14 protein-coding genes, 4 tRNA genes and 1 pseudogene are annotated in these 21,441 nt (G+C 46.1%); 12 read left to right on the top strand and 7 right to left on the bottom strand.

What is annotated here, in order from left to right; translation table 11 throughout:
* Positions 1-84: 84 nt before the first annotated feature.
* Together spxR and ACERC8_RS05845 are read right to left on the bottom strand one after the other, a co-directional pair.
* Entirely contained in the window at positions 85-1,368 is a 1,284-nt protein-coding gene (gene spxR, locus ACERC8_RS05850) for a CBS-HotDog domain-containing transcription factor SpxR (RefSeq protein WP_373658960.1), read from the bottom strand.
* Positions 1,361-1,918, bottom strand: coding sequence for a GNAT family N-acetyltransferase (locus ACERC8_RS05845; RefSeq protein ID WP_373658959.1), 558 nt, complete (start codon positions 1,916-1,918; stop codon positions 1,361-1,363). Before ACERC8_RS05845 ends, spxR begins: the two co-directional genes overlap by 8 nt.
* Before the next feature lie 708 nt (positions 1,919-2,626).
* Between ACERC8_RS05845 and ACERC8_RS05840 the strand changes: the two genes are divergently transcribed.
* A complete protein-coding gene (locus ACERC8_RS05840; protein WP_373658958.1) occupies positions 2,627-7,636 on the top strand; it encodes a S8 family serine peptidase in 5,010 nt (1,669 codons plus the stop codon).
* 105 nt (positions 7,637-7,741) lie between these two features.
* On the opposite strand, the gene glmS is transcribed toward ACERC8_RS05840, so the two are convergent.
* A complete protein-coding gene (glmS, locus tag ACERC8_RS05835) occupies positions 7,742-9,556 on the bottom strand; it encodes a glutamine--fructose-6-phosphate transaminase (isomerizing) (RefSeq protein ID WP_373658957.1) in 1,815 nt (604 codons plus the stop codon).
* A gap of 348 nt (positions 9,557-9,904) precedes the next feature.
* Here glmS and rplS point away from each other — a divergent pair, with 348 nt between their 5' ends.
* The 11 genes and pseudogenes from rplS (at position 9,905) to ACERC8_RS05780 (ending at position 20,456) form a co-directional block, all read left to right on the top strand.
* On the top strand, positions 9,905-10,252 hold the full coding sequence (rplS, locus tag ACERC8_RS05830; protein WP_018367386.1) for a 50S ribosomal protein L19: 348 nt from the start codon (positions 9,905-9,907) through the stop codon (positions 10,250-10,252).
* 161 nt (positions 10,253-10,413) lie between these two features.
* The gene (rimM, locus tag ACERC8_RS05825) at positions 10,414-10,932 is read left to right on the top strand and encodes a ribosome maturation factor RimM (protein ID WP_373658956.1); all 519 of its coding nucleotides are present in this window, start codon (positions 10,414-10,416) and stop codon (positions 10,930-10,932) included.
* Positions 10,922-11,635: pseudogene (gene trmD / locus ACERC8_RS05820) on the top strand (tRNA (guanosine(37)-N1)-methyltransferase TrmD); the annotation flags it as partial. The gene rimM and the pseudogene trmD, both read left to right, overlap by 11 nt.
* Positions 11,636-12,337: 702 nt before the next feature.
* Positions 12,338-13,333, top strand: coding sequence for an NAD(P)/FAD-dependent oxidoreductase (locus ACERC8_RS05815; protein ID WP_373658955.1), 996 nt, complete (start codon positions 12,338-12,340; stop codon positions 13,331-13,333).
* A gap of 168 nt (positions 13,334-13,501) precedes the next feature.
* Complete coding sequence (gene gdhA, locus ACERC8_RS05810) at positions 13,502-14,851, top strand: NADP-specific glutamate dehydrogenase (protein WP_373658954.1); 1,350 nt, start codon at positions 13,502-13,504, stop codon at positions 14,849-14,851.
* A gap of 128 nt (positions 14,852-14,979) precedes the next feature.
* The gene (gene mvk / locus ACERC8_RS05805) at positions 14,980-15,858 is read left to right on the top strand and encodes a mevalonate kinase (protein ID WP_373658953.1); all 879 of its coding nucleotides are present in this window, start codon (positions 14,980-14,982) and stop codon (positions 15,856-15,858) included.
* Complete coding sequence (gene mvaD, locus ACERC8_RS05800; RefSeq protein ID WP_373658952.1) at positions 15,840-16,763, top strand: diphosphomevalonate decarboxylase; 924 nt, start codon at positions 15,840-15,842, stop codon at positions 16,761-16,763. Before mvk ends, mvaD begins: the two co-directional genes overlap by 19 nt.
* Positions 16,760-17,749 carry a phosphomevalonate kinase gene (locus tag ACERC8_RS05795; protein WP_373658951.1) on the top strand — a complete coding sequence of 330 codons (990 nt, stop codon included), beginning with the start codon at positions 16,760-16,762 and terminating at the stop codon, positions 17,747-17,749. Before mvaD ends, ACERC8_RS05795 begins: the two co-directional genes overlap by 4 nt.
* Positions 17,742-18,281 (top strand): GNAT family N-acetyltransferase, encoded by a 540-nt coding sequence (locus ACERC8_RS05790; RefSeq protein WP_373658950.1) that lies wholly within the window; start codon positions 17,742-17,744, stop codon positions 18,279-18,281. Before ACERC8_RS05795 ends, ACERC8_RS05790 begins: the two co-directional genes overlap by 8 nt.
* The gene (gene fni / locus ACERC8_RS05785) at positions 18,274-19,281 is read left to right on the top strand and encodes a type 2 isopentenyl-diphosphate Delta-isomerase (RefSeq protein WP_373658949.1); all 1,008 of its coding nucleotides are present in this window, start codon (positions 18,274-18,276) and stop codon (positions 19,279-19,281) included. Before ACERC8_RS05790 ends, fni begins: the two co-directional genes overlap by 8 nt.
* Positions 19,278-20,456, top strand: coding sequence for an acetyl-CoA C-acetyltransferase (locus tag ACERC8_RS05780; protein WP_373658948.1), 1,179 nt, complete (start codon positions 19,278-19,280; stop codon positions 20,454-20,456). Before fni ends, ACERC8_RS05780 begins: the two co-directional genes overlap by 4 nt.
* Before the next feature lie 440 nt (positions 20,457-20,896).
* On the opposite strand, the gene ACERC8_RS05775 is transcribed toward ACERC8_RS05780, so the two are convergent.
* The 4 genes from ACERC8_RS05775 to ACERC8_RS05760 form a co-directional block, all read right to left on the bottom strand.
* A tRNA-Pro gene (locus ACERC8_RS05775) sits at positions 20,897-20,970 on the bottom strand.
* A gap of 4 nt (positions 20,971-20,974) precedes the next feature.
* Positions 20,975-21,048, bottom strand: a tRNA-Arg gene (locus tag ACERC8_RS05770).
* Between the two features lie 9 nt (positions 21,049-21,057).
* A tRNA-Leu gene (locus ACERC8_RS05765) sits at positions 21,058-21,141 on the bottom strand.
* Positions 21,142-21,154: 13 nt separating this feature from the next.
* Positions 21,155-21,226: transfer RNA gene (locus ACERC8_RS05760), tRNA-Gly, on the bottom strand.
* Positions 21,227-21,441: the final 215 nt, after the last annotated feature.

Genomic DNA, 21,441 nt, shown 5'->3' with positions numbered 1-21,441 from the left:
TTCTAAATATAACGGAGATTGGGCCATCCGCCCCTCTCTTTTATTGATGTGGCTGACTAATTTTAGCCAAATATCAGCAGGTGCCTAGCTCATCTTACTGGTCACCAGTGCCTTGACGACAATATGGCTGTTGAGGTGAATTTCGACATCGATGGCAGCACTGCGTCTCGTTTCAGTAATGATGTTTGGTACGATGGTAAGGACATCGTCAATTTGAACTGACTGAAGGAAATAGATTACCATCTGCTCAATGATGATGTTTTTCTTGTTTTTAGACATTAAGCGGCGGTGAACAACCTCTTTGATGAGTTCTGCTAAAATGCCCTGAGCAAGGTTACCAGAGTTGTCCACCATGGCTGGTTCAACAGCGAACTGATAAGTGTCGTTTTCTAATTTCAAATTGGACACAATCTGCTCACTATAGGTATGGAGATTGGCATTTTTACTATCTTGCAAGCTCTCCATGACCCGCCGTCTGGTCACGACACCTAGCAGTTTATGGTTTTCGTTAACCACTGGTAGCATGTCATAATCTTCAAAAATCATTTTCTGACTGATGGTGGCTAGACTGACATTTGGCGTGGTGACAGCAGGGTCTTTGGACATGACCTCGGCAATGCTGATATCGCCATCTTTACCAGCTAAATCGCGCATGCTGACGACGCCAAGTACCGTATCGTGCTTATCCACAACCGGAAATCGGACATGGTTATGGTGCTTGAGCATCATGATGTAATCACTGACATGGTCGGTATCCAGCAAGCAGCCATAGTCATTTTTGAACTGGTAAATTTGGTCAACAGTTTTGACATCCGTCTTGATACGGACATTGGATAGGGCTTGATTGATCATGGTCGCTACGGTAAATGTATCATAGCTGGTCACCATGACAGGAATACCGAGCTTGTTTGATGTATCAATCACACGGTCTGAAATCTTGAAGCCCCCTGTCACAAGAATGGCATTAGCATTTTCTAAGGCTAGTAACTGAATCGCTTCGCGATCTCCAACAATCAAGAGCCCACCCTTCACCAAATAACGAAGAATATTGTCCCGCGTCATGGCACCAATCGAGAATTTGCTAAACTCGTGACCCAGACCCGAGTGCCCCGCCAATACTTCTGAATCACTGACTCTGGCAATCTCCGCATAGGTCAAGCGATCCAAGCGTTCCTTGGTTTTCTTTTCCACACGAACGGTCCCACTTCGTGGTCTTGTTTCAACCAGACCGCGATTTTCCGCTTCTTTTATGGCACGATAAGCGGTTCCGTCACTGACCCTGAGGTGATTGGAAATGCTCCGAACACTGACCCGTTTACCGACGGGTAATTTTTCCAGATAAATCAGTATCTCTTGATGCTTACTCATAGCGATAATCTCCCGATGTGAGTTGATAAGTTAGGTAGGTTCTAATCTGATGTGTATAGCGGTCACTACCACGGTGACGCTTGATGAGGCGAAAACCTGCTTTTTCAGCGACACGTTGACTGGCTTTATTGTCAATATCACAGACGATGATGAGCTCCTTTAACCTGATTTCATAAAAGGCTGTAAAGGTCAAGGTTTTAACAGCTTCCGTCATCAACCCTTGACCCCACTTGGATTGCTTGAGCAGGTAGCCCAGTTCAGCTCGGCCATTGTTTACATCTAAACGATCCAAGCGAATCAGCCCGATAAGCTCATCTGTCGGTTTCTGACAAATGCCCCAAATCCCTAGCGGTCGCGTCATAAAGGCCTGCACCAGCAGCTCATCGCTCTGCTCTTGCGAGGTAACTAAGGGTAGGATAAAGCGAGCATTGTCAGGAACACTGACCATCTCATAAAAGGCATCTCTATCCTCAAAACGGATTGGTCGACAGACCAATCCAGCGGTTTCAAAGCTGGCATATTTTGCCAGTGCTGTCCAAATCTTCTTCATCTCTGTCTAGTATAGCATAAAAACCCTATCTTGGCTAAATTGGTGACGGATTTAGGGGAAAACGCAGTAGAAAATGTCGATACAATTATAAACTCGTTCCGCTATTCTGGTACATTGTTAGAATAATAAAACTTGACAATTTAAATAACTTATTAGTAAAATATGATTGTATCCGATATTCACACCTTAAATCTAGATCACGAGAGCAACTAGAGAAAGCAGATTCCCTGCATAAAAGTTAGTCACTTTCTAAACAATATCAATTGAGTGCTGCACTTGCTATTAGTTAAAGAGGTAACTTTTTGCTCTATTTATCTTTGATCTCATTGAGAATATTAGAACAATGTTCGAATAAGCTTTTCGGGTAGTTTTTATGCGAAATATCTATTTTAATATGCGGTTTTCGGTCTAAAATATGTCCTGATTGCTTTTCTTGGGCGAACATTGACTCCTAATTCAACGATATGTCCTTTCTTAACTCCAGTAAACAATTATGCTATATTTTCTGAACTTCGCTATATCCCCTCTAGTTCCGAAGAAATGCCATAAAACACTGCACAAAGAAGAACAATCCCGTCTAATTAAGAGACCCTCGTTTTAATAGACTTAATAAAATTGTTGTGAATAAGGGAATTTAATTCTTAATTTTTAATCTTAATCATCTTAATTTATTCTGTGAATGGAGGTACTTAGAAAGATGAGAATATCATGAATAAAAAAATATCCGTTGCAATTGCAACATCTGTTGTAATCGGAAGCGCTAGCACATCCTTGGCATGGGCTGATGAAATTGAACAACCTCTGATCAATAACGAGATTGGACAAGCCAATACTCCAAACAAGGAAGAGTCAGAACTAAATAAAGCCTCTTCTGATCAAGCACCATTGAAAGAGGCGTTAGAAGAGCTGAAAGATATTCGTAAAAAACACCATGTCGATGGGCGGGGCAAAATTATCGCACTGGTTGACTCCGGAGTCGACACCAATCACCCAGACTTGAGATTAGACGATGACGCTATTTCTTCTAGCAAAATAACACCGTCCGAGAATAAAGATGGGAACACCGACTTTACCGCTAAAATTCCTCACGGCTATAACTATACTGAGGGGAATTTTCGACTAAGGGATGATGTTCCAGACCCTCACGGACAGCATGTCGCAGGTATCTTAGCAGGAAACAGTAAAGACCCTAACGGTGTTGTCGGTGTCGCTCCAAATGCGCAACTGCTCGGCTATAAAACCTTTTCTGACAGTACTCAAAAAATCTCTCCAGGAGCAAACGATGCAGTGGATCACGCAATCAATGATGCCGTTGAACACGGGGCAGATGTGGTTAACTTAAGCCTGGGACTTGAGGGTTCTGGATTACCTGGAGATATCCATGGTGAAACAATCAAAAATGCGGTGGATAAAGGGGTTGTTATTGTCTCCTCAATCGGAAATTACTCCTCTTCTACCTCTAGCAGTACCTATGACCATTATGCTAACCGTGGTTTAGCGATGAAAGATAGTGCCGCCATGGTTGCTCTTGCAGCAACTCCTCAAGCTATCGGCGTTGGAGCTGTTCAAAACAAGGTGCTGTACGCAGAAAACATGATTGTCGATGGGGAATCTTACCCACATTGGAATGTCGGAAAAGCCACCCAAAGCCTCAAACCAAGACAGGAACAGACTGTTGAACTGATTAATGCTAACCTTGCTACGCAAAAAGATGTTGACACACTAGGAGACAAGCTTAAAGGAAAGGTTGCCTTAATCTATCGTGGTGAAGATGCTGTTTATAAAAAAGCTGAACGCCTAAAAGATGCTGGAGCTATTGGGGCTATTCTGATCAATGCTCCTCTACATGCTAGCCGTGAAGATTACCGAGAAAAATTCATTACGTCCTACGAACATATTAGAACTTCTGATTTTTGGTATGTCTCAGTTTCTGGGAAAGCTGGTGAACAATTAGTCAAACCAATCGCTAATATCGGTGATACAAAAAACATTAAGCTTCGATTCACTACCGAAAAATCACCCTATGTGCTCTCACAACATGACCGCATTGCAGGATTTTCTAGCTGGGGACCGACCAGCGATTTAGAACTCAAGCCTGATTTAGTTGCTCCAGGTCAAGACATTCGTTCGACCTTTAACGATGGCAGTTACGGTGTGATGTCAGGAACTTCTATGTCATCTCCATATGTTGCAGGAGTCAGCACGCTCCTTTCCGATAAAATTAAAGGAATCACTGGCAGCAAAGAGCGCCTAGGATTTTACAAAGGATTTTCAAATGTAGAGCTTAACAAGCTCTTGCTCATGAACACTGCTAAGCCTCTAAAAGATCTCGGTTCAACTACTGGTGATTTGGAATACTCTCCAAGAGTACAAGGTGCTGGTCTAGTTGATGCTGATGCCGCTTTATCCACCAAAGTATTTGCAACTGGAACAGGCAAAAAAGGCGTTGTCACCTTGAAAGAAATCAAATCTGATGAGGTGACATTTACCGCAACCTTATACAATTTTGGAGATACTGCGCAACAATTTGACATCAAACACAGTAAAGTTCTGTCTGAGACTGTTATCAAGAAAACCAAAACTGAGCGCGAAGCTACAAGTTCCATTTTCACCAAAGATGAGACAGGAATCTTTACAGAACATATTAACGAAGTTCACCCTATAGCAGTTGATGGCGGGGAGTTAACCAGTGACCACCAGGTACTAATTCAGCCAAATAGTTCTGCAACTGTCACTTTCAAACTGAAAACTGGACAGGTTAAAGATGATTTTGTTGAAGGCTTTATTTACTTTGTACCAAAAGATAAAACTCAGCCTGAACTCTCCTTACCTTACTTTGGCTTCAAGGGAGATTGGAGTGCTGAGGCTGCGATTGATGCCCCTAGATGGGAGAAATCTAACCAAGCTGGGCTAACCGGTATCTTCACAGCTTACGACGGTAAAAAAGGACATAATGTTGTTAGTTACCTTGAAAAAGGTGTAGAAAACAAAGGTGATATTCCAAACCCTGATAACATCGCCTTTACCAACCGCCATGATACTTCTGAAGCAAGTAGTCGGAACGTTGTTCCTCGTTTATCATTCTTGAGAAATGTTCGGGATTACGAAGTGGCCATCGTTGATGGAAAAGAAGAAAACAGTAAGGTGCTACAAGTTGTTAAAACAGGACATTTCAAACGTAAGTTATTCTACAGCACGTTGACCGAGGCTAACCACGCTAACGCTGCAAATGCTGCAATAGAGGCCGACCTTAGGTGGGAAGGGAAAGTTTATAATCCTGAGATTGGAGACGATGATACTGTTCCAGAAGGGCAATACTACTACCGTATCCGAACCAAAATCCACGATACAGCTCCAGTTCAAACAATGTATCTGCCATTTAGAATAGATAATACTGATCCTACCTTAACTGCTAAATTAAGCGAAGATAAGAGCAAAGTCACCATCAAAACCACCGATAATCATAAGATTTGGAAAGTACTTGCCATGGCTGATAGTCAAAGTGTTGCAGTAGATAAAGTCGCAGAGAATACCTATGAAATCAAAGATGTTGATAAATTGAACGCTTATCGGTTGAGAGTGCGGGCTATGGACTTTGCCGGCAACCCATCGGAAGAAAAAGAATTTATTCTAAACGAAGAGAAAGGCCGACCTCGCCGTAGATTGTCACTGTTAGACGAAGCCATAAAATCCCTCTTTGATCAGGATATCAAGCCAGAACCTCATGAAGAAAAAGTGGCTGAAGACCAACCTGCCTACATCAACATGTTCAACTGGTCCATGTATGGTAGCTTTACTGGAAAAAATAAAATTAACGAACACGATGGAAAGCTTTATTATGATTTAAATATGGCTATCCAAGATGGGCACTATGCTGTCGTAACCACAACTAACAAAAGTGCAACAGATCCCGAGATGGGACAATCAAAAGACTATGCTCCAATATTTAGCAAACGATTCAAAGCAACTGGGCAATACCGCTACAAAGACTTTCCCGTCCTCATCAAAGAAGGCTTTAACATCATCAATATCAAAATTTATGATAAAGACGATAAATTAGTCATGGAAGAAGGCAATATCCTCTACTACGATGAGCACACGCCACGCTTGCAGTTGAAAAATCAGATTGATTTAGACGATGAAAAAGACAATATGGCTGATGGTGCATTAACTGGTATCGAGGGCATTATCTATGCTCGAAATGGACGTGTTGTTTTGGAGGGAACCGTCGCAGACAATGGTCCAAAATGGGTATTGACTGTAAACGGCAACAATATCGCAACCCATCACCAATACCAAAAAGAGGGTGATAATGAGAAACCGTTCAAACATGAATTAACTGTAAAAAAAGATGATGAAATCAAAATCAAACTGATGGATGATCAAGAAAATGCGCGAACAATCAGATTAACAGTTAAAGAGGATAATCAAGCCCCAACAATCACTACCAACTTAAAGCCAACGATGGCCGAAACAGATATTCCTGAAATCGAACTAAACGATAATATTTTGAGTTGGGACGAAACAGCCCCTAACAACATCGTCACCATCAATGGTAAACCGTTTGACTTTTACGGCGAAAAGCCTTTAAACTATTATAAACTGGAAGAAGCCCCTAATACTTATGTCGTTCGGATTAAAGCAGTTGATAAGGCTGGGAATATTGCGGAAGAAACGCACGTCATCGGTGAAAAACCATTTGGTCTAACAGCAACATTGAAAAAGCAAGTCATCACAGCAGATGAGTTGACAACGATAACTAAACTGATTGATGTTCCTAAGCATGCTAAGGCTGACATTCTTGAAACATCAATTAGTGACATGGGTGAAGTCACAACAACAATTGCCTTGTCAGACATTTTTGGTCGCCAGACAACCCAAGTTTTAACCGCTAAATTAGCCTCTAACCAAGACTCATCTATCACAGCTAAATTGACCAAACAAATTTTCAAAAAAGATGAGCTTAATGACATCATCCAGATCTTAAATTTACCTAAAGATGTCAGTGCTACTCTAATTCGTCCGATTACGGTTCCAGATAGTTCAAAACCAGAGCAAGTAACTGCTAGGGTCAGACTGTTTAGAAATGGTAAAGTCAACGAAAGAGATTTCACCTTTACAGTGGTAAGCGATAAACACCTGAACGCAAGATTGAGAAAAGAAACGATCAACATTTCTGAGACTTATGATTTGAACGGTCTCTTGGAATTACCTGAAGGTGTTACCGCTGAATGGAGCGTTCCTATTGCATACGGCAAAAAAGGAAAAGTAACCTTCAAGGTCATTTTGAAAGATCAGTATGGACAAACAGTAGAAAAAGAGTTTACAGTAACGGTATTAGAAGAACAATTGCCAAAAACAAACCACGAAGACAACTCTAAAACTAATAAAATACCAGAAATTAGTACAGAAAATGCTGGGGTCCAAAAAACACGGGACATCCAATCAGATTCAAGAACCACTAATGCTCGTAACGAATCAGCTCTGCAAGAACAACAACTGCATCAGCTAAGCGCTCCCCTTAGCCAAGAAAAGCATATAGAAGTTAACCGTCGTAAAACTTCCGAATTCACAGTTCAACTCTCCACTAGCCAAAAATTACCTAAAACAGGAGAACAATCAGCGTTTTGGAATGTCTTAGGTGGTTTAAGCTTACTGATGTCGAGCAGTCTTGCTTTTAGACAAGCTAAACTGAGCAAAAAGAACAGCCTTCATTAAGAACCTGAGTAGCGGCTAAAAGTCCCGGTACGAAAGATTAACCCATGTAAAAATAGTATGTCTGTTAAAATCGTCACACGACTGATAAACAGACATACTATTTTCTTACTCAACAGTGACAGACTTAGCCAGGTTACGCGGCTTGTCAACGTCCAAGCCCCGTTGCAAGGAAGCGTAATAAGCAATCAGTTGGGTCGGTATCACCATGGCAATCGGTGACAGGTAGAGGTGCACCGCCGTCACGACAATATCATCTTCAGCTTGTGCTACGCCTTCTTCTGCGATGGTTAGGACACTGGCTCCACGAGCAACAACTTCTGAGATATTACCACGCGTATGGCTAGCCACCGTTTTGTTGTTAGATAGCAGAGCGATGACTGGTGTGCCATCCTCGATGAGGGAGATAGTTCCATGCTTGAGTTCTCCCGCAGCGAACCCTTCGCACTGGATGTAGGAGATTTCTTTCAGCTTTAGACTGGCCTCTATGGCAACGTAATAATCGCTGCCGCGACCAATGTAAAAGGCGTTCCGACTGGTTGACAAGAGTTGCTCCACCTTGCTGGCGATTGCTTCTTTCTCTGACAGGCTGGCCTCGATAGACTGGGCAACCAGCGAGAGCTCTCTGACCACATCAAAGGCTTCTGCTCGGATATTGCCCATCGCCCGACCAACCGCTGTCGCCAAAATCGCCAAGGTCGCCACCTGAGCTATATAAGCCTTGGTCGATGCTACTGCGATCTCAGGTCCAGCATGGAGAAGTAAGGTATGGTCTGCCTCACGAGACAAGGTTGATCCTGGGACATTAGTCACGGTTAGGCTAGGAATCCCCATCTGGTTAGCTTTGACCAAGACCTGACGGCTATCAGCCGTCTCACCTGACTGACTGATGAAGATAAAAAGTGGCTTCTGACTGAGCAAAGGCGTGTGGTATCCCCACTCTGAAGCAATACCCAACTCAACAGGTGTCTGGGTCAAGTCTTCTAAGAAGGTCTTCGCTGCAAAACCAGCATGGTAAGATGTCCCTGCTGCGATGATGTAGAGGCGATCTGCCTCCTGAACAGCCTTGATAACCGCCTCGTCAACGACTAACTGACCTGACTCATCCGTATAATTTTGAATAAGTTTGCGCATGACAGCAGGCTGCTCGTCAATTTCCTTGAGCATGTAGTAGGGATAAGTGCCCTTGCCAATGTCAGACAAGTCCAGTTCAGCAATGTAGCTCGCACGCTCAATCGGCTGACCAGCATAGTCTGAGACTGTCACCTTGTCCTTGGTCACGATAACCAGCTCTTTGTCCTGAATCTCCATGTACTCGCTGGTCTCACGAATCATCGCCATGGCGTCTGAGCAAACCATATTGTAACCATCACCAAGACCAATCAAGAGCGGCGACTTGTTCTTAGCCACATAGATGGTGCTTGCGTCAGCCTTATCCATCAGCGCAAAGGCGTATGAACCTTCAATCACGCTTAAGGCCTGACGAAAAGCCTCTAGTGTTGAGAAACCTTGTTGGGAAAAATGCCCAATCAAGTGCACTGCAATCTCCGTGTCCGTCTGCCCAAGAAACTGGTGATCCGCTAAATAAGTCTCCTTAATCTCTTTATAGTTCTCAATCACACCGTTGTGCACCAACGTAAAGCGCTGATCTTCTGACTGGTGAGGGTGGGCGTTAACCTCGCTAGGCTTCCCATGAGTCGCCCAACGGGTGTGACCAATCCCTGCTGTCCCTTGAATATCAATGCCCAGTTTATCACGCAAATCGGCGATACGACCGACTGATTTAATCAACCGTGATTGATCAGCTCCGGATGTCACATAAATCCCAGCTGAATCATAGCCGCGATATTCCAGCTTTTCCAAACCTTGCATCAAAATATCTGTTGCATTTTTATTGCCAACAACACCGACAATTCCACACATGTTCTCTTCCTCCAAAAATTGGTCTAGTCAGATTTACAGACCTCATTTATCACTAAACAACCATATCACTTTATTTTTTAGAAGTCAACAAAAAAATTGGTCTAGTCAGGTTTTGAGCGTCAAATTATAAAATAACCATAAGTTTGATAGTTTGTACTTTTTCTAAGTCTTGTCCTCATTTCCTAAAATAAACCATCACTCATTCTACTGAGAAAAAAATAATTCCATACCTTTACAAACTACTTGTTAGTGTGGTACAATAGACGATGTGTGTAATGGACGCACAAAAATACAGTTTATCCGCTGGGTTTAAAAGCACCTATGATTGACAAAGATAGGAGTAAATACATGAATCCATTAATTCAAAGTTTGACCGAAGGTCAATTGCGTACTGATATCCCTGCTTTCCGTCCTGGTGACACCGTTCGCGTTCACGCGAAAGTTGTCGAAGGTACTCGTGAGCGTATCCAGATTTTCGAGGGTGTTGTTATCTCTCGTAAAGGTCAAGGTATCTCAGAAATGTATACGGTTCGTAAGATTTCTGGTGGTATCGGAGTTGAGCGTACTTTCCCACTCCACACACCACGTGTTGACAAAATCGAAGTTATCCGCCACGGTAAAGTCCGTCGTGCGAAACTTTACTACTTGCGTGCCCTTCAAGGTAAGGCTGCTCGTATCAAAGAAATCCGTCGTTAAGGCGGTCAAAGCAAGTCCTGTAGATTTGCTCTGGACAACTACTCTTGCTGCTTAAGTAAGAGTAGTTTTTTATATGTCCAATAGAGGTAAGTGTAATCAGTATGTCCTGCATAGTTGCCTGTTTTATGGTAAAATAGATAAAAAATCAAATTGGAGAACTCATGAATTATTTTAACGTCGGAAAAATTGTCAATACCCAAGGCTTACAAGGGGATCTGCGTGTCCTTTCTGTGACGGATTTTGCAGAAGAACGTTTCAAAAAAGGCAGTAAGTTAGCCCTTTTTGATCCTAAGGACAACTTTGTCATGGAGGTGGAAATTGCCAGCTACCGCAAGCAAAAGAACTTTGATATCATCAAGTTTAAGGGGCTCTACCACATCAACGAGGTTGAGAAATACAAGGAGTATACCCTCAAAATCGCAGAAGAACATCTCTCTGATTTGGAAGAGGGCGATTTTTACTACCATGAGATTATCGGTCTGGATGTTTACGAAGGCGATGTCTTGATTGGGCAAATCAAGGAGATTCTCCAGCCGGGTGCCAATGATGTTTGGGTGGTTAAGCGTAAAAGCAAGCGAGACTTATTGCTGCCTTACATTCCACCAGTGGTGCTCAAGGTTGACATCGCAGCCGGTCGGGTGGATGTCGAGTTGCTAGAGGGATTGGACGATGAAGATTGATATTTTAACCCTTTTTCCAGAGATGTTTGCGCCTTTGGAGCATTCCATCGTTGGCAAGGCCAAGGATAAGGGGATTTTGGACATTCGTTACCATAACTTTCGAGATTATGCGGAAAAAGCTCGTCATGTCGATGATGAGCCCTACGGGGGTGGTCAGGGTATGTTGCTCCGTGCCCAGCCGATTTTTGATTGCATCGAGGTTTTGGAGAAGAGAGAAAAACCGCGTGTGCTCTTATTGGACCCAGCTGGTCGCCGATTTGACCAGGCCTTTGCAGAGGAGCTGGCTCAGGAAGAGCAGCTGATTTTTATCTGTGGGCATTATGAGGGCTATGATGAGCGGATCAAGACCTTGGTGACCGATGAGGTCTCCTTGGGGGATTTTGTCCTGACGGGCGGAGAATTAGCCGCCATGACTATGGTGGATGCGACGGTGCGTTTGATTCCAGAGGTCATTGGCAAAGAAGCCAGTCACCAAGACGACAGTTTCTCATCAGGTCTCTTGGAATACCCTCAGTATACCCGCCCTTATGATTTCCGTGGTATGGTAGTGCCTGATGTCCTCATGAGCGGTCACCATGAGAATATTCGCCTCTGGCGCTTGGAGCAGTCCCTGAAAAAAACCTTGGAACGCCGACCAGATTTGTTGGCACAGTATCAGATGACGGAGGAAACGGCTCAGATTTTAGACACGATTCAGTCAGAAAAATGGCGCGAGTCCATCTACCAAGCCTTTGATCTAATGGATCAGGGGGATTTACAGGGAGCTTTGGCACTGCTAGATCGTCTCGAAGTGCCTGAGCGTTCTTCAGCCTATTATGATTATCTTTCAACCTACGGTTATGTCTATGCTGAGCTGGGACAGACAGAGGCTGCTTTGGCTAGCTACCAGCATTATCTGAATAAGGCTCAGGCAGAGCAGAATCATAGCCATCAGCACCAAGCCTATCATCAGCTAGCCATGGTTTACCGTATGGCAAGGGATTACACGGCTGCTCAAGAGCAGTTGGCACATGAGGAGCAGCTGATTCGCAGGCATTTTCGTAAAAACCACTTGATTTGGGCGGTTCACCTCTATGAAGTGGGCTATCTGACCTGTCTTTTGGGCGACAATGGCAGAGCTGAGACCATCATGCACAAAAGCCTTGACCATGCTCTCCAGACAGACGATGTCGTTGCTCAGGCCTGTGCCTATCGAGGCTTGGGTGAAATTCTTTCAAATAGAGACTATCTTGAAAAAGCGCATGCGCTCTTCTCCAGTTTAGATGATGCCAGAGGCGCCCAGGATGTCCATAGCCTACTGACTAACCTACCCTCATCAGATGCCTAAGGTTGCCGAGCAGGACTGATCAGCTATTTCCAAAAAAATATCACCAATCGGCGTGAAGCCGATTAAAAAAGGAGTACCATGACACAAGAAATTGTTGATATTGCGATTATCGGAGGAGGTCCTGTGGGACTCTTTACCGCCTTTTATGCCGGTCTGCGTGGGGCGACGGTCAAGGTTATCGAGAGCCTATCAGAGCTGGGGGGACAGCCTGCCATTCTCTATCCTGAGAAGACCATCTATGATATCCCAGCCTACCCTGAGATTTCTGGAGGTGATTTGACAGCCAAGCTTCTCCAGCAACTGGAACGCTTTACTGACCGCGTGACTTACTGCCTCAAGGAGGAAGTTTTGTCATTCGACAAGACTGGCGACCACTTTACCTTGACGACCAGCAAGGGTCGGCATGAGGCCAAAAGTATCATCATCGCCTGTGGCAATGGTGCTTTCTCACCTCGACCACTCGGACTTGAGGGTGAAGAGCGTTACGCAGACACCAACCTGTTTTACAATGTCCGCCAGTTAGACCAGTTTGCTGGACAAGATGTGGTCATCTGTGGCGGTGGCGATTCAGCGGTGGATTGGGCCTTGGCTTTAGAAACTATTGCCAAATCAGTCACACTTATTCATCGTAGGGAGGCTTTCAGAGCCCACGAACACAGCGTGGAGTTACTCCAGCAGTCAAGCGTCCGTCTGATGACACCCTATGTCCCACTAACCTTAACAGGAGATGACGAACGGGTCAGACAACTGACCATTCAAAAGGTCAAATCAAATGAAACAGTTGATATCCCTCTAGATAGCTTGATTGTCAGCTTTGGCTTTGCGACCTCAAACAAGAACCTCAAACAATGGGGATTAGACAGCAAACGTTCCAGCCTACTGGTCTCACCGCTCTTAGAGACCAGCCAAGAGGGAATTTACGCTGTTGGTGATGCGGCTAGTTACCCAGGCAAAGTTGATTTGATTGCGACAGGATTTGGCGAAGCACCTCTGGCAGTCAGTCAAGCCCTCAACTACATCTATCCTGACCGAGATAATCGTGCGGTTCACTCGACATCCTTGATTAAGGACTAGGCAGCTAGGTTAATACACTAAACATACCCACTTTCTCTCTTAAATTGAGATTTAAGGGGTATTTTTTTCATTTGCTTTAATTTTTTTCAAAAAATGCCTTGACAAAATTAGTCAGAAAATTTATACTGTTTTATATATTGAAATTTCTTGAAAACGAAAGGAAAACAAATGACAAAAGGACAAGAATATGTGAAGCGTGTTTTCGAACAGGTAAAGGCAGATAATGCCCATGAAGCGGAGTTTTTGCAGGCAGTTGAGGAGGTTTTTGACTCTCTTGCTCCTGTTTTTGACAAATACCCTCAATACATTGACGACAATATCTTGGAGCGTTTGGTTGAGCCTGAACGCGTGGTCTCCTTCCGTGTGCCATGGGTTGATGACCAAGGTCAGGTTCAAGTTAACCGTGGCCATCGAGTTCAGTACTCTTCAGCTATCGGTCCTTACAAGGGAGGCTTACGTTTTCACCCATCAGTGAACCAGTCCATCATTAAATTTTTGGGCTTTGAACAGATTTTTAAAAACTCTTTAACTGGTCTGCCAATTGGGGGCGGTAAAGGGGGATCTAATTTTGATCCTAAAGGCAAGTCTGACCGTGAGATAATGGCTTTTACTCAGAGCTTTATGACTGAATTACAGCGTCATATCGGTCCAGATGTAGATGTGCCAGCAGGGGACATTGGTGTTGGCGCGCGAGAGATTGGCTACATGTTTGGACAGTACAAACGCCTCAACGGTTACCAAAATGGTGTCTTGACAGGGAAAGGCCTGACCTACGGTGGCTCACTTGGTCGAACAGAGGCTACAGGATATGGAGCAGTTTACTTTGCAGAGCAAATGTTGGCATCTATCGGTCATCATTTTGAAGGAAAAACAGCTATCGTTTCGGGCTCAGGTAATGTCGCCATTTATGCGATTGAGAAATTGTATCAACTAGGTGCTAAACCTATTGCTTGCTCCGACTCCTCTGGTTACATCATTGATGAGAATGGGATTAATCTTGAGACCTTGAAACGCTTAAAAGAAATTGAACGCGAGCGGATTTCTAAATACCTCGACTATCATCCAGAAGCCCAGTTTGTGCCGACTGGAGAGTCAACAATCTGGACCGTTAAAGCTGACCTTGCCTTCCCATGTGCCACTCAAAATGAGCTCAATGAGGACGATGCCAAGACCCTGATTGCCAACGGTGTCATTGCTGTTGCAGAAGGTGCTAACATGCCGTCAACCCTTGAGGCTGTGACGACCTTCCAAGAAAATGGCGTACTCTTTGGACCTGCCAAGGCTGCCAATGCAGGCGGTGTTGCGACATCTGCGCTTGAAATGTCCCAGAATAGCCAACGTCTGGCTTGGAGTTTTGAGGAAGTCGATGAGAAACTGTATGGCATCATGAAAACCATTTACGAGAATGCTGCCGCTGCTGCTGAGGAATTTGGACAACCAGGTAACTTGGTCGTTGGAGCTAATATCGCTGGATTTCTCAAGGTGGCTGAAGCCATGTCCGCTCAAGGTGTGATTTAAGTCAAAAAAAAAAAAAACTGGGTTACCCCAGTTTTTTTTTTTGACGCCTATCAGGCTAAGGTCTGAAATTTAGTCTACCCAGCAAAAAATAATCGCATTTTCAGGCATTTTATACTAAAATAGAAGAGATGAAAAAAACAGTCGGTGTGGGTCTTGCCCACAGTAAGATTATTATGATGGGTGAGCATGCGGTGGTCTATGGCTATCCCGCTCTTGCCCTGCCCTTACCTCGAGTGACAGCCATTTGTCAGGTCACCGCTTGTAATCTGCCCGTAGTCATCGACCCGCTGGATCCGATTGATACAGCACTGTCAGTGGCATTGACGGTTTTAGACATCGCAGAGCCTCGCATTGCTTATGCGGTCAATTCAGCCATCCCAGAGCAACGTGGCATGGGGTCATCAGCAGCGGTAGCGATTGCCGTCATTCGAGCGGTTTTTGACTACTATAATCAACCCTTATCAGATGAACTACTGGAGGATTTGGTCAACAAGGCAGAGCAGGTGGCTCACGGTAACCCATCTGGGCTGGATGCTAAGACTTGCTTAAGCGATATGCCTATTTGTTACCAACGTGGTCAGGGCTTTTCTCCTTGTCCAGTTCGTCTAAAAGCCCATTTGATTATTGCGGATACGGGTGTTTATGGCAATACCAGTCAGGCGGTTCAATGGATTGCCAAACAAGGTGAGACTGCCTTGCCTATGCTATCAGACCTTGGTGGTCTAGCTCAAAGCTTTTTAGAGCGCCTGCCTGAAGGACACTTGCCTAGTCTGGGGGAATTGATGACCCAAGCTCACCGCAAACTGGCCGCCTTAGGCGTTTCCTGTCCAGAAGCGGACCAGCTGGTCGAGGCTACCTTGTCTGCGGGTGCCTTTGGTGCCAAGATGAGCGGTGGCGGTCTCGGGGGCTGTGTCATTGCCCTGACCGATACTGATGAGGCTGCGCAAGCCATTGCCCAAAACCTAAGAGAAAAAGGAGCTGTCAACACGTGGATAGAGAACCTGTAAGCGTGCAATCTTACGCCAATATCGCTATCGTCAAGTACTGGGGAAAGGCGGACGCAGCAAGCATGCGACCTGCGACCAGCAGTATTTCCCTGACCTTGGAAAATATGTTTACCGAGACGACCCTGTCGGTGTCAGACCGAGATGCTTTTTATATCAACGGCGTCCTGCAAGATGAAGCTGAGCAGAGCAAGATGAGCCAGGTCTTGGACTTGTTCCGCAAGGACAAGTCAGTTTTTGTACGGATTGATACCCACAATAACATGCCGACAGCAGCTGGTTTGTCGTCGAGTTCGTCTGGTCTGTCGGCCTTGGTTAAAGCAGCGGCTGACTTTTTTGAGACAGGGCTCAGTCAGGCAGAGTTAGCTCAGGTGGCTAAGTTTGCTTCAGGTTCGTCAGCTAGGTCCTTCTTTGGCCCTTTGGCGGCTTGGGACAAGGACACTGGGGAGATTTTCCGTGTGCAGACGGACTTGAAATTGGGCATGATTATGCTGGTTTTGAACGACCAAAAAAAAACAATATCCAGCCGTGAGGGCATGAAGCGCTGTGTGGAGACCTCGACCAACTGGGCGGACTGGGTCAGACAATCTGAAGACGACTATACTGCCATGCTACAGCACCTAGAAGCTAATGATTTTGAAAAAGTTGGTGAATTGACGGAGCGAAATGCTCTGGCCATGCATGCCACCACACGGACGGCTACTCCTGCCTTCTCCTACCTGACTGAAGACAGTTACATCGCCATGGAGCGGGTGCTAGAATTGCGTCAACAAGGCTGGCTCTGCTATTTCACCATGGACGCTGGCCCAAATGTCAAGGTTCTCTGCCGCGAGGAGGATTTGGAGGATTTGGCGGCGATTTTCGCTGGGGACTATCGGGTGATTGTCTCGAGGACCAAGCGCCTATGACACGGACAGTTCACACCTGCGGGAAACTCTATTTGGCGGGGGAGTATGCCGTGTTGACGGCGGGTCAACCAGCCTTGCTGGTGCCGATTCCTATTGGCATGACGGCAACCATCGACTGGGCGGAGGCGTTTGCCTTACGGTCTGACCTTTTTGATTATGGGGTGGATTTGACCCCTGATTGCAACTACGCTCTGATTCAGGAGACGATTGCGTTGTTTGAAGCTTATCTGGGGCAGCCTTTGCGGCCATTTGCTCTGACCATTACCAGCCAGATGGCGCGTGATGGTCGCAAGCTCGGTATCGGGTCTTCTGGGGCGGTGGTGCTTTTAGCCCTGCGAGCCATGGCAGAGCTCTATGCCCTAGACTTGTCAGCAGACCTGCTCTTTCGTTTAGCAGCGGCTGTCCTCCTCAAGCGTGGAGACAATGGGTCGCTGGGTGACTTGGCCTGTATCGCCTATGAGGACTGGGTTTATTATCAGTCCTTTGACCGCCAGCAGGTTGCAGACTGGCTGGCGCATCAGCCCTTGTCAGAAGTACTATCAGCCGACTGGGGCTATGTCATTAAACCGATGCGCTTAGCGCTAGCAGCGGACTTTTTGGTCGGTTGGACAGGCCAACCTGCCATTTCTAGCGACTTGGTCAATCAGGTTAAGTCCGCTATCCCGCCTGACTTCTTAGCAGCTAGTCGGTTGACAGTTGACGGTCTTTACCAAGCATTAACGACTGGGGATAAGACAGGGGTGATGACCCGACTCGCACAAGCGGGTCAGCTCCTGAGCGCTTTGCACCCAGCCATTGTAACCCCAGCTCTTGAGCGTTTGTGTCAAGCGACAACTGGTCTATCCGCCGTTGCCAAGTCCAGCGGAGCAGGAGGTGGTGATTGTGGGATTGCCCTTGTGTTTGATGAGACGGACAGCCAGACCCTGATTGACCGCTGGGAAGATCAGGGCATTCAGTTGATTTATAAGGAGAGGTTTGATGAGTGAGTTGACATTAGTGGTACCATCGGCAGCTTATGGTGAGCAGATTTTGGCTTATCGAGCAGATTTTGATCAATCAGGAGAACACCTCCACGTTGGGGCACGCTTGGAAACCCTGTCGGATTTAGAGGACTGGTTGCGTCATGTCGCTGCCATCACCACCCCAGCAGGTGTTGAGCAAGGCCGTGTCCCTTCGTCCACCTTTCTATGCCTCCGTCAATCAGACCAGAAAATGGTCGGCATTTGCAATATCAAGCACTCTCTAGACCAGCCTTTTCTGGTTAACTTTGCTGGACATATCGGCTATTCCATTCACCCAGAGGAACGGCGGCAAGGTTACGCCAAGGAGCAGTTGCGACTGGCTCTGCTTGAGGCTGGTCAGTTAGGGCTTGACCGTGTCTTGGTCACCTGTGATGAGGCCAATCTGGGATCTGAAAAGACCATCCTGGCCTGTGGTGGGCAGTATGAGAACACCTATCAGGACCCTGATGATGGCAGCCGTAAAAAACGTTTTTGGATTGAGGTACCCCATGAGTAATCGTAAAGATGATCACATCAGGCATGCGCTAGCTTATCAGTCGCCCTATAATGGCTTCGATGAGCTGGAACTGATTCACTGCTCCCTGCCTGATGTCGACTTGGCAGATATTGACCTGACGACCCAGTTTGCTGGGCGCAAGTGGGAGGTTCCCTTTTACATCAACGCTATGACCGGAGGGAGCGAGTGGGCTAAGGCTATCAACCTGAAACTCGCAGAGTTGGCAGAGCGCTGTGGGCTTCTCCTAGTGACGGGCTCTTACAGCGCTGCCCTTAAAAACCCTAATGACGACAGTTTTCCGACCAAAACCAGCCATCCAGCTCTGCTATTGGCCACCAATATCGGCATTGACAAGCCCTACGCCTTGGCGCGTCAAGCTGTCGAGGCGGTTGAGCCCCTCTTTCTTCAGGTGCATGTCAACCTGATGCAAGAGCTGCTTATGCCTGAAGGGGAGCGGGCTTTTGCCCAATGGCCGAGCAACCTAGCGGCTGTTGTTCAGAAGTTACCAGTGCCTGTCGTCCTCAAGGAGGTCGGTTTTGGCATGGATCGACAAACGGTGCTGCGTGCTAGGGATATGGGTGTCAAGACCTTCGACATTTCAGGCCGTGGGGGGACGAGTTTTGCCTATATTGAGAACCAGCGTGGTGGGCATCGTGCCTATCTGGACGACTGGGGGCAGAGCACGGTGCAGACCCTGCTCAACCTGCAAGATTTGACCGATGAGGTGGAGATTTTGGCATCTGGTGGGGTCAGACATCCACTGGATATGGTCAAGTGCCTGGTCTTGGGAGCTAAGGCGGTCGGTTTATCTCGATCCGTCTTGGAGCTGATTGAGACCAAGCCGCTTGAAGAGGTCATCGCAATCGTCGAGGGTTGGAAGGACGATTTACGCCTGATCATGTGCGCGCTGAATTGTCGAACTGTCGCTGACCTCAAGACCATTGACTACCTCTGCCACGGTCGTTTGAAGAATACTTATCAGAAAAGAGAGAAAAGATGAAAGAAGCAGTCATCGTTGCTGCCGTTCGGACGGCCATCGGTAGTTTTGGAGGTAGCCTCAAGGACTTATCAGCTGTTGACCTAGGCGTCGCAGTGGTCAAAGGTGCCTTGGACAAGATTGGTCTAACACCTGAGACCGTTGACGAAGTGATTTTGGGCAATGTTCTGGGGGCTGGTCTGGGACAAAATCTCGCCAGACAAGTCGCTCTGAAGGCAGGTTTGCCAGTGACCAGCTCTGCTATGACCATCAATAAGGTCTGCGGTTCAGGTCTAAAGGCCGTGCAACTGGCGGCTCAAGCGATTCGTCTGGGGGATGCTGACATCGTTATCGCTGGCGGTACAGAAAGCATGAGCCAAGCGCCTCACGTCCTCCTCAATCAGCGGTGGGGGATCCGTCTGGGTCATGTCCAAATGGTCGATACCTTGCTCAAGGACGGTCTGACCGATGCCTTTGACCAAACCCATATGGGCATCACCGCAGAAAACGTGGCAGACCAGTATCAGATTAGCCGTGAGACTCAGGACGCTTTTGCGCTCCGCTCTCAGGAGAAGGCGCTGGCTGCCATTGCAGCTGGTCGTTTCAAGGATGAGATTATTCCCCTTGACATCCCTCAACGTCGTGGTGAACCGATAATTTTTGATCAGGATGAGCATCCGCGTGCCAACCTTACTATGGAGAGACTGAGTCAGCTCCGTCCAGCCTACAAACCCGACGGTACGGTTACAGCTGGCAATGCTTCTGGAATCAACGATGGAGCGGCTGTTGTCGTTGTTATGAGCCGTGACAAGGCAGAGGAGCTGGGCTTGCCTATTCTGGCCAGTATTGCTGCCTATGCTAATGCTGGGCTGGATCCGAAAATCATGGGCTGTGGTCCCATTGTTGCCAGCCAGAAGGTCTTGGACAAGGCAGGCTGGGCAGTGGCCGATTTAGACTTAGTAGAGGGCAATGAAGCCTTTGCCGCCCAAGCCTGCGCCGTCAACCAAGCACTTGGCATCAACCCAGACATCGTCAATGTCAACGGCGGTGCCATCGCCCTTGGTCACCCTATCGGGGCATCTGGTGCACGGGTGCTGGTCACCCTTCTGCATGAGATGGCGAAACGTGATGCCAAACGTGGGCTTGCTACCCTTTGTATCGGCGGTGGTATGGGAACAGCGCTTCTAGTTGAGCGATAAGCAAAACCACTAATGAAATTAAAAACTCATCAAGAGATTCTATTAGTATCCCGTTTGATGAGTTTTTTCTACTTCTTGAGCTCTATTAAGCATTGCTAAATGTCAGGCGATTGACATTGAATGAAGATTATGTGACAGAGTAAGTGCATCTATTCAGCAGATGATGACATGTAACCAGTTAAACCACTACTGAGCGAGAAGTCTTGTCTTAGGTAAATATAATTAGATATTCATTCTATCTTGCCACCTTGGCTTGTCAAATTATCAAAAAATATTCTGAATAGAGTAATTTTTATCTCGTCTTGTTTTAAGACGATAAAAAAACTAGACAATCGCCTAGCATTTACAAACTTCTTCNCTGAATAGAGTAATTTTTATCTCGTCTTGTTTTAAGACGATAAAAAAACTAGACAATCGCCTAGCATTTACAAACTTCTTCATCGGGAAGACAGGATTCGAACCTGCGACATCTTGGTCCCAAACCAAGCACTCTACCAAGCTGAGCTACTTCCCGAAAATGCACCCTAGAGGAGTCGAACCTCTAACCGCCTGATTCGTAGTCAGGTACTCTATCCAATTGAGCTAAGGGTGCTTATCAAAATGCTGAGGACCGGAATCGAACCGGTACGAGGTTGCCCCCGCAGGATTTTAAGTCCTGTGCGTCTGCCAGTTCCGCCACCCCAGCCTCATACAAAGAAAGCGAACGACGGGATTCGAACCCGCGACCCCCACCTTGGCAAGGTGGTGTTCTACCACTGAACTACGTTCGCCTAACATAATTTTTAGATGTTTCACCAACCATTATAGTTTAACACATAGGAAATGAATTGTCAATATTTTTTTGAAAAAAGTCTAAAATATTTAGCTTGGCAAGTCCTAAAATAAAGTTAACCACTTAAGAGTATGAAATGAATCGGTTACACTAAACTAGACAGAATTTATAAAGTGTTCTACACTAAAGAAAACAGGAGAACTCTATGTCTAG

The organism is Streptococcus sp. E29BA, assembly GCF_041807805.1.
GTDB lineage: Bacteria > Bacillota > Bacilli > Lactobacillales > Streptococcaceae > Streptococcus > Streptococcus entericus.
This window is presented reverse-complemented; position numbering and strand designations above follow the sequence as displayed.

Excerpts from the sequence above, each read along its gene's own strand:
- rimM (WP_373658956.1), top strand. The coding sequence starts at position 10,414 with ATGAATTATTTTAACGTCGGAAAAATTGTCAATACCCAAGGCTTACAA.
- ACERC8_RS05815 (WP_373658955.1), top strand. The coding sequence starts at position 12,338 with ATGACACAAGAAATTGTTGATATTGCGATTATCGGAGGAGGTCCTGTG.
- glmS (WP_373658957.1), bottom strand. The coding sequence starts at position 9,556 with ATGTGTGGAATTGTCGGTGTTGTTGGCAATAAAAATGCAACAGATATT.
- ACERC8_RS05780 (WP_373658948.1), top strand. The coding sequence starts at position 19,278 with ATGAAAGAAGCAGTCATCGTTGCTGCCGTTCGGACGGCCATCGGTAGT.
- gdhA (WP_373658954.1), top strand. The coding sequence starts at position 13,502 with ATGACAAAAGGACAAGAATATGTGAAGCGTGTTTTCGAACAGGTAAAG.
- fni (WP_373658949.1), top strand. The coding sequence starts at position 18,274 with ATGAGTAATCGTAAAGATGATCACATCAGGCATGCGCTAGCTTATCAG.
- ACERC8_RS05840 (WP_373658958.1), top strand. The coding sequence starts at position 2,627 with ATGAATAAAAAAATATCCGTTGCAATTGCAACATCTGTTGTAATCGGA.
- ACERC8_RS05845 (WP_373658959.1), bottom strand. The coding sequence starts at position 1,918 with ATGAAGAAGATTTGGACAGCACTGGCAAAATATGCCAGCTTTGAAACC.
- rplS (WP_018367386.1), top strand. The coding sequence starts at position 9,905 with ATGAATCCATTAATTCAAAGTTTGACCGAAGGTCAATTGCGTACTGAT.
- ACERC8_RS05790 (WP_373658950.1), top strand. The coding sequence starts at position 17,742 with ATGAGTGAGTTGACATTAGTGGTACCATCGGCAGCTTATGGTGAGCAG.
- mvk (WP_373658953.1), top strand. The coding sequence starts at position 14,980 with ATGAAAAAAACAGTCGGTGTGGGTCTTGCCCACAGTAAGATTATTATG.
- spxR (WP_373658960.1), bottom strand. The coding sequence starts at position 1,368 with ATGAGTAAGCATCAAGAGATACTGATTTATCTGGAAAAATTACCCGTC.
- ACERC8_RS05795 (WP_373658951.1), top strand. The coding sequence starts at position 16,760 with ATGACACGGACAGTTCACACCTGCGGGAAACTCTATTTGGCGGGGGAG.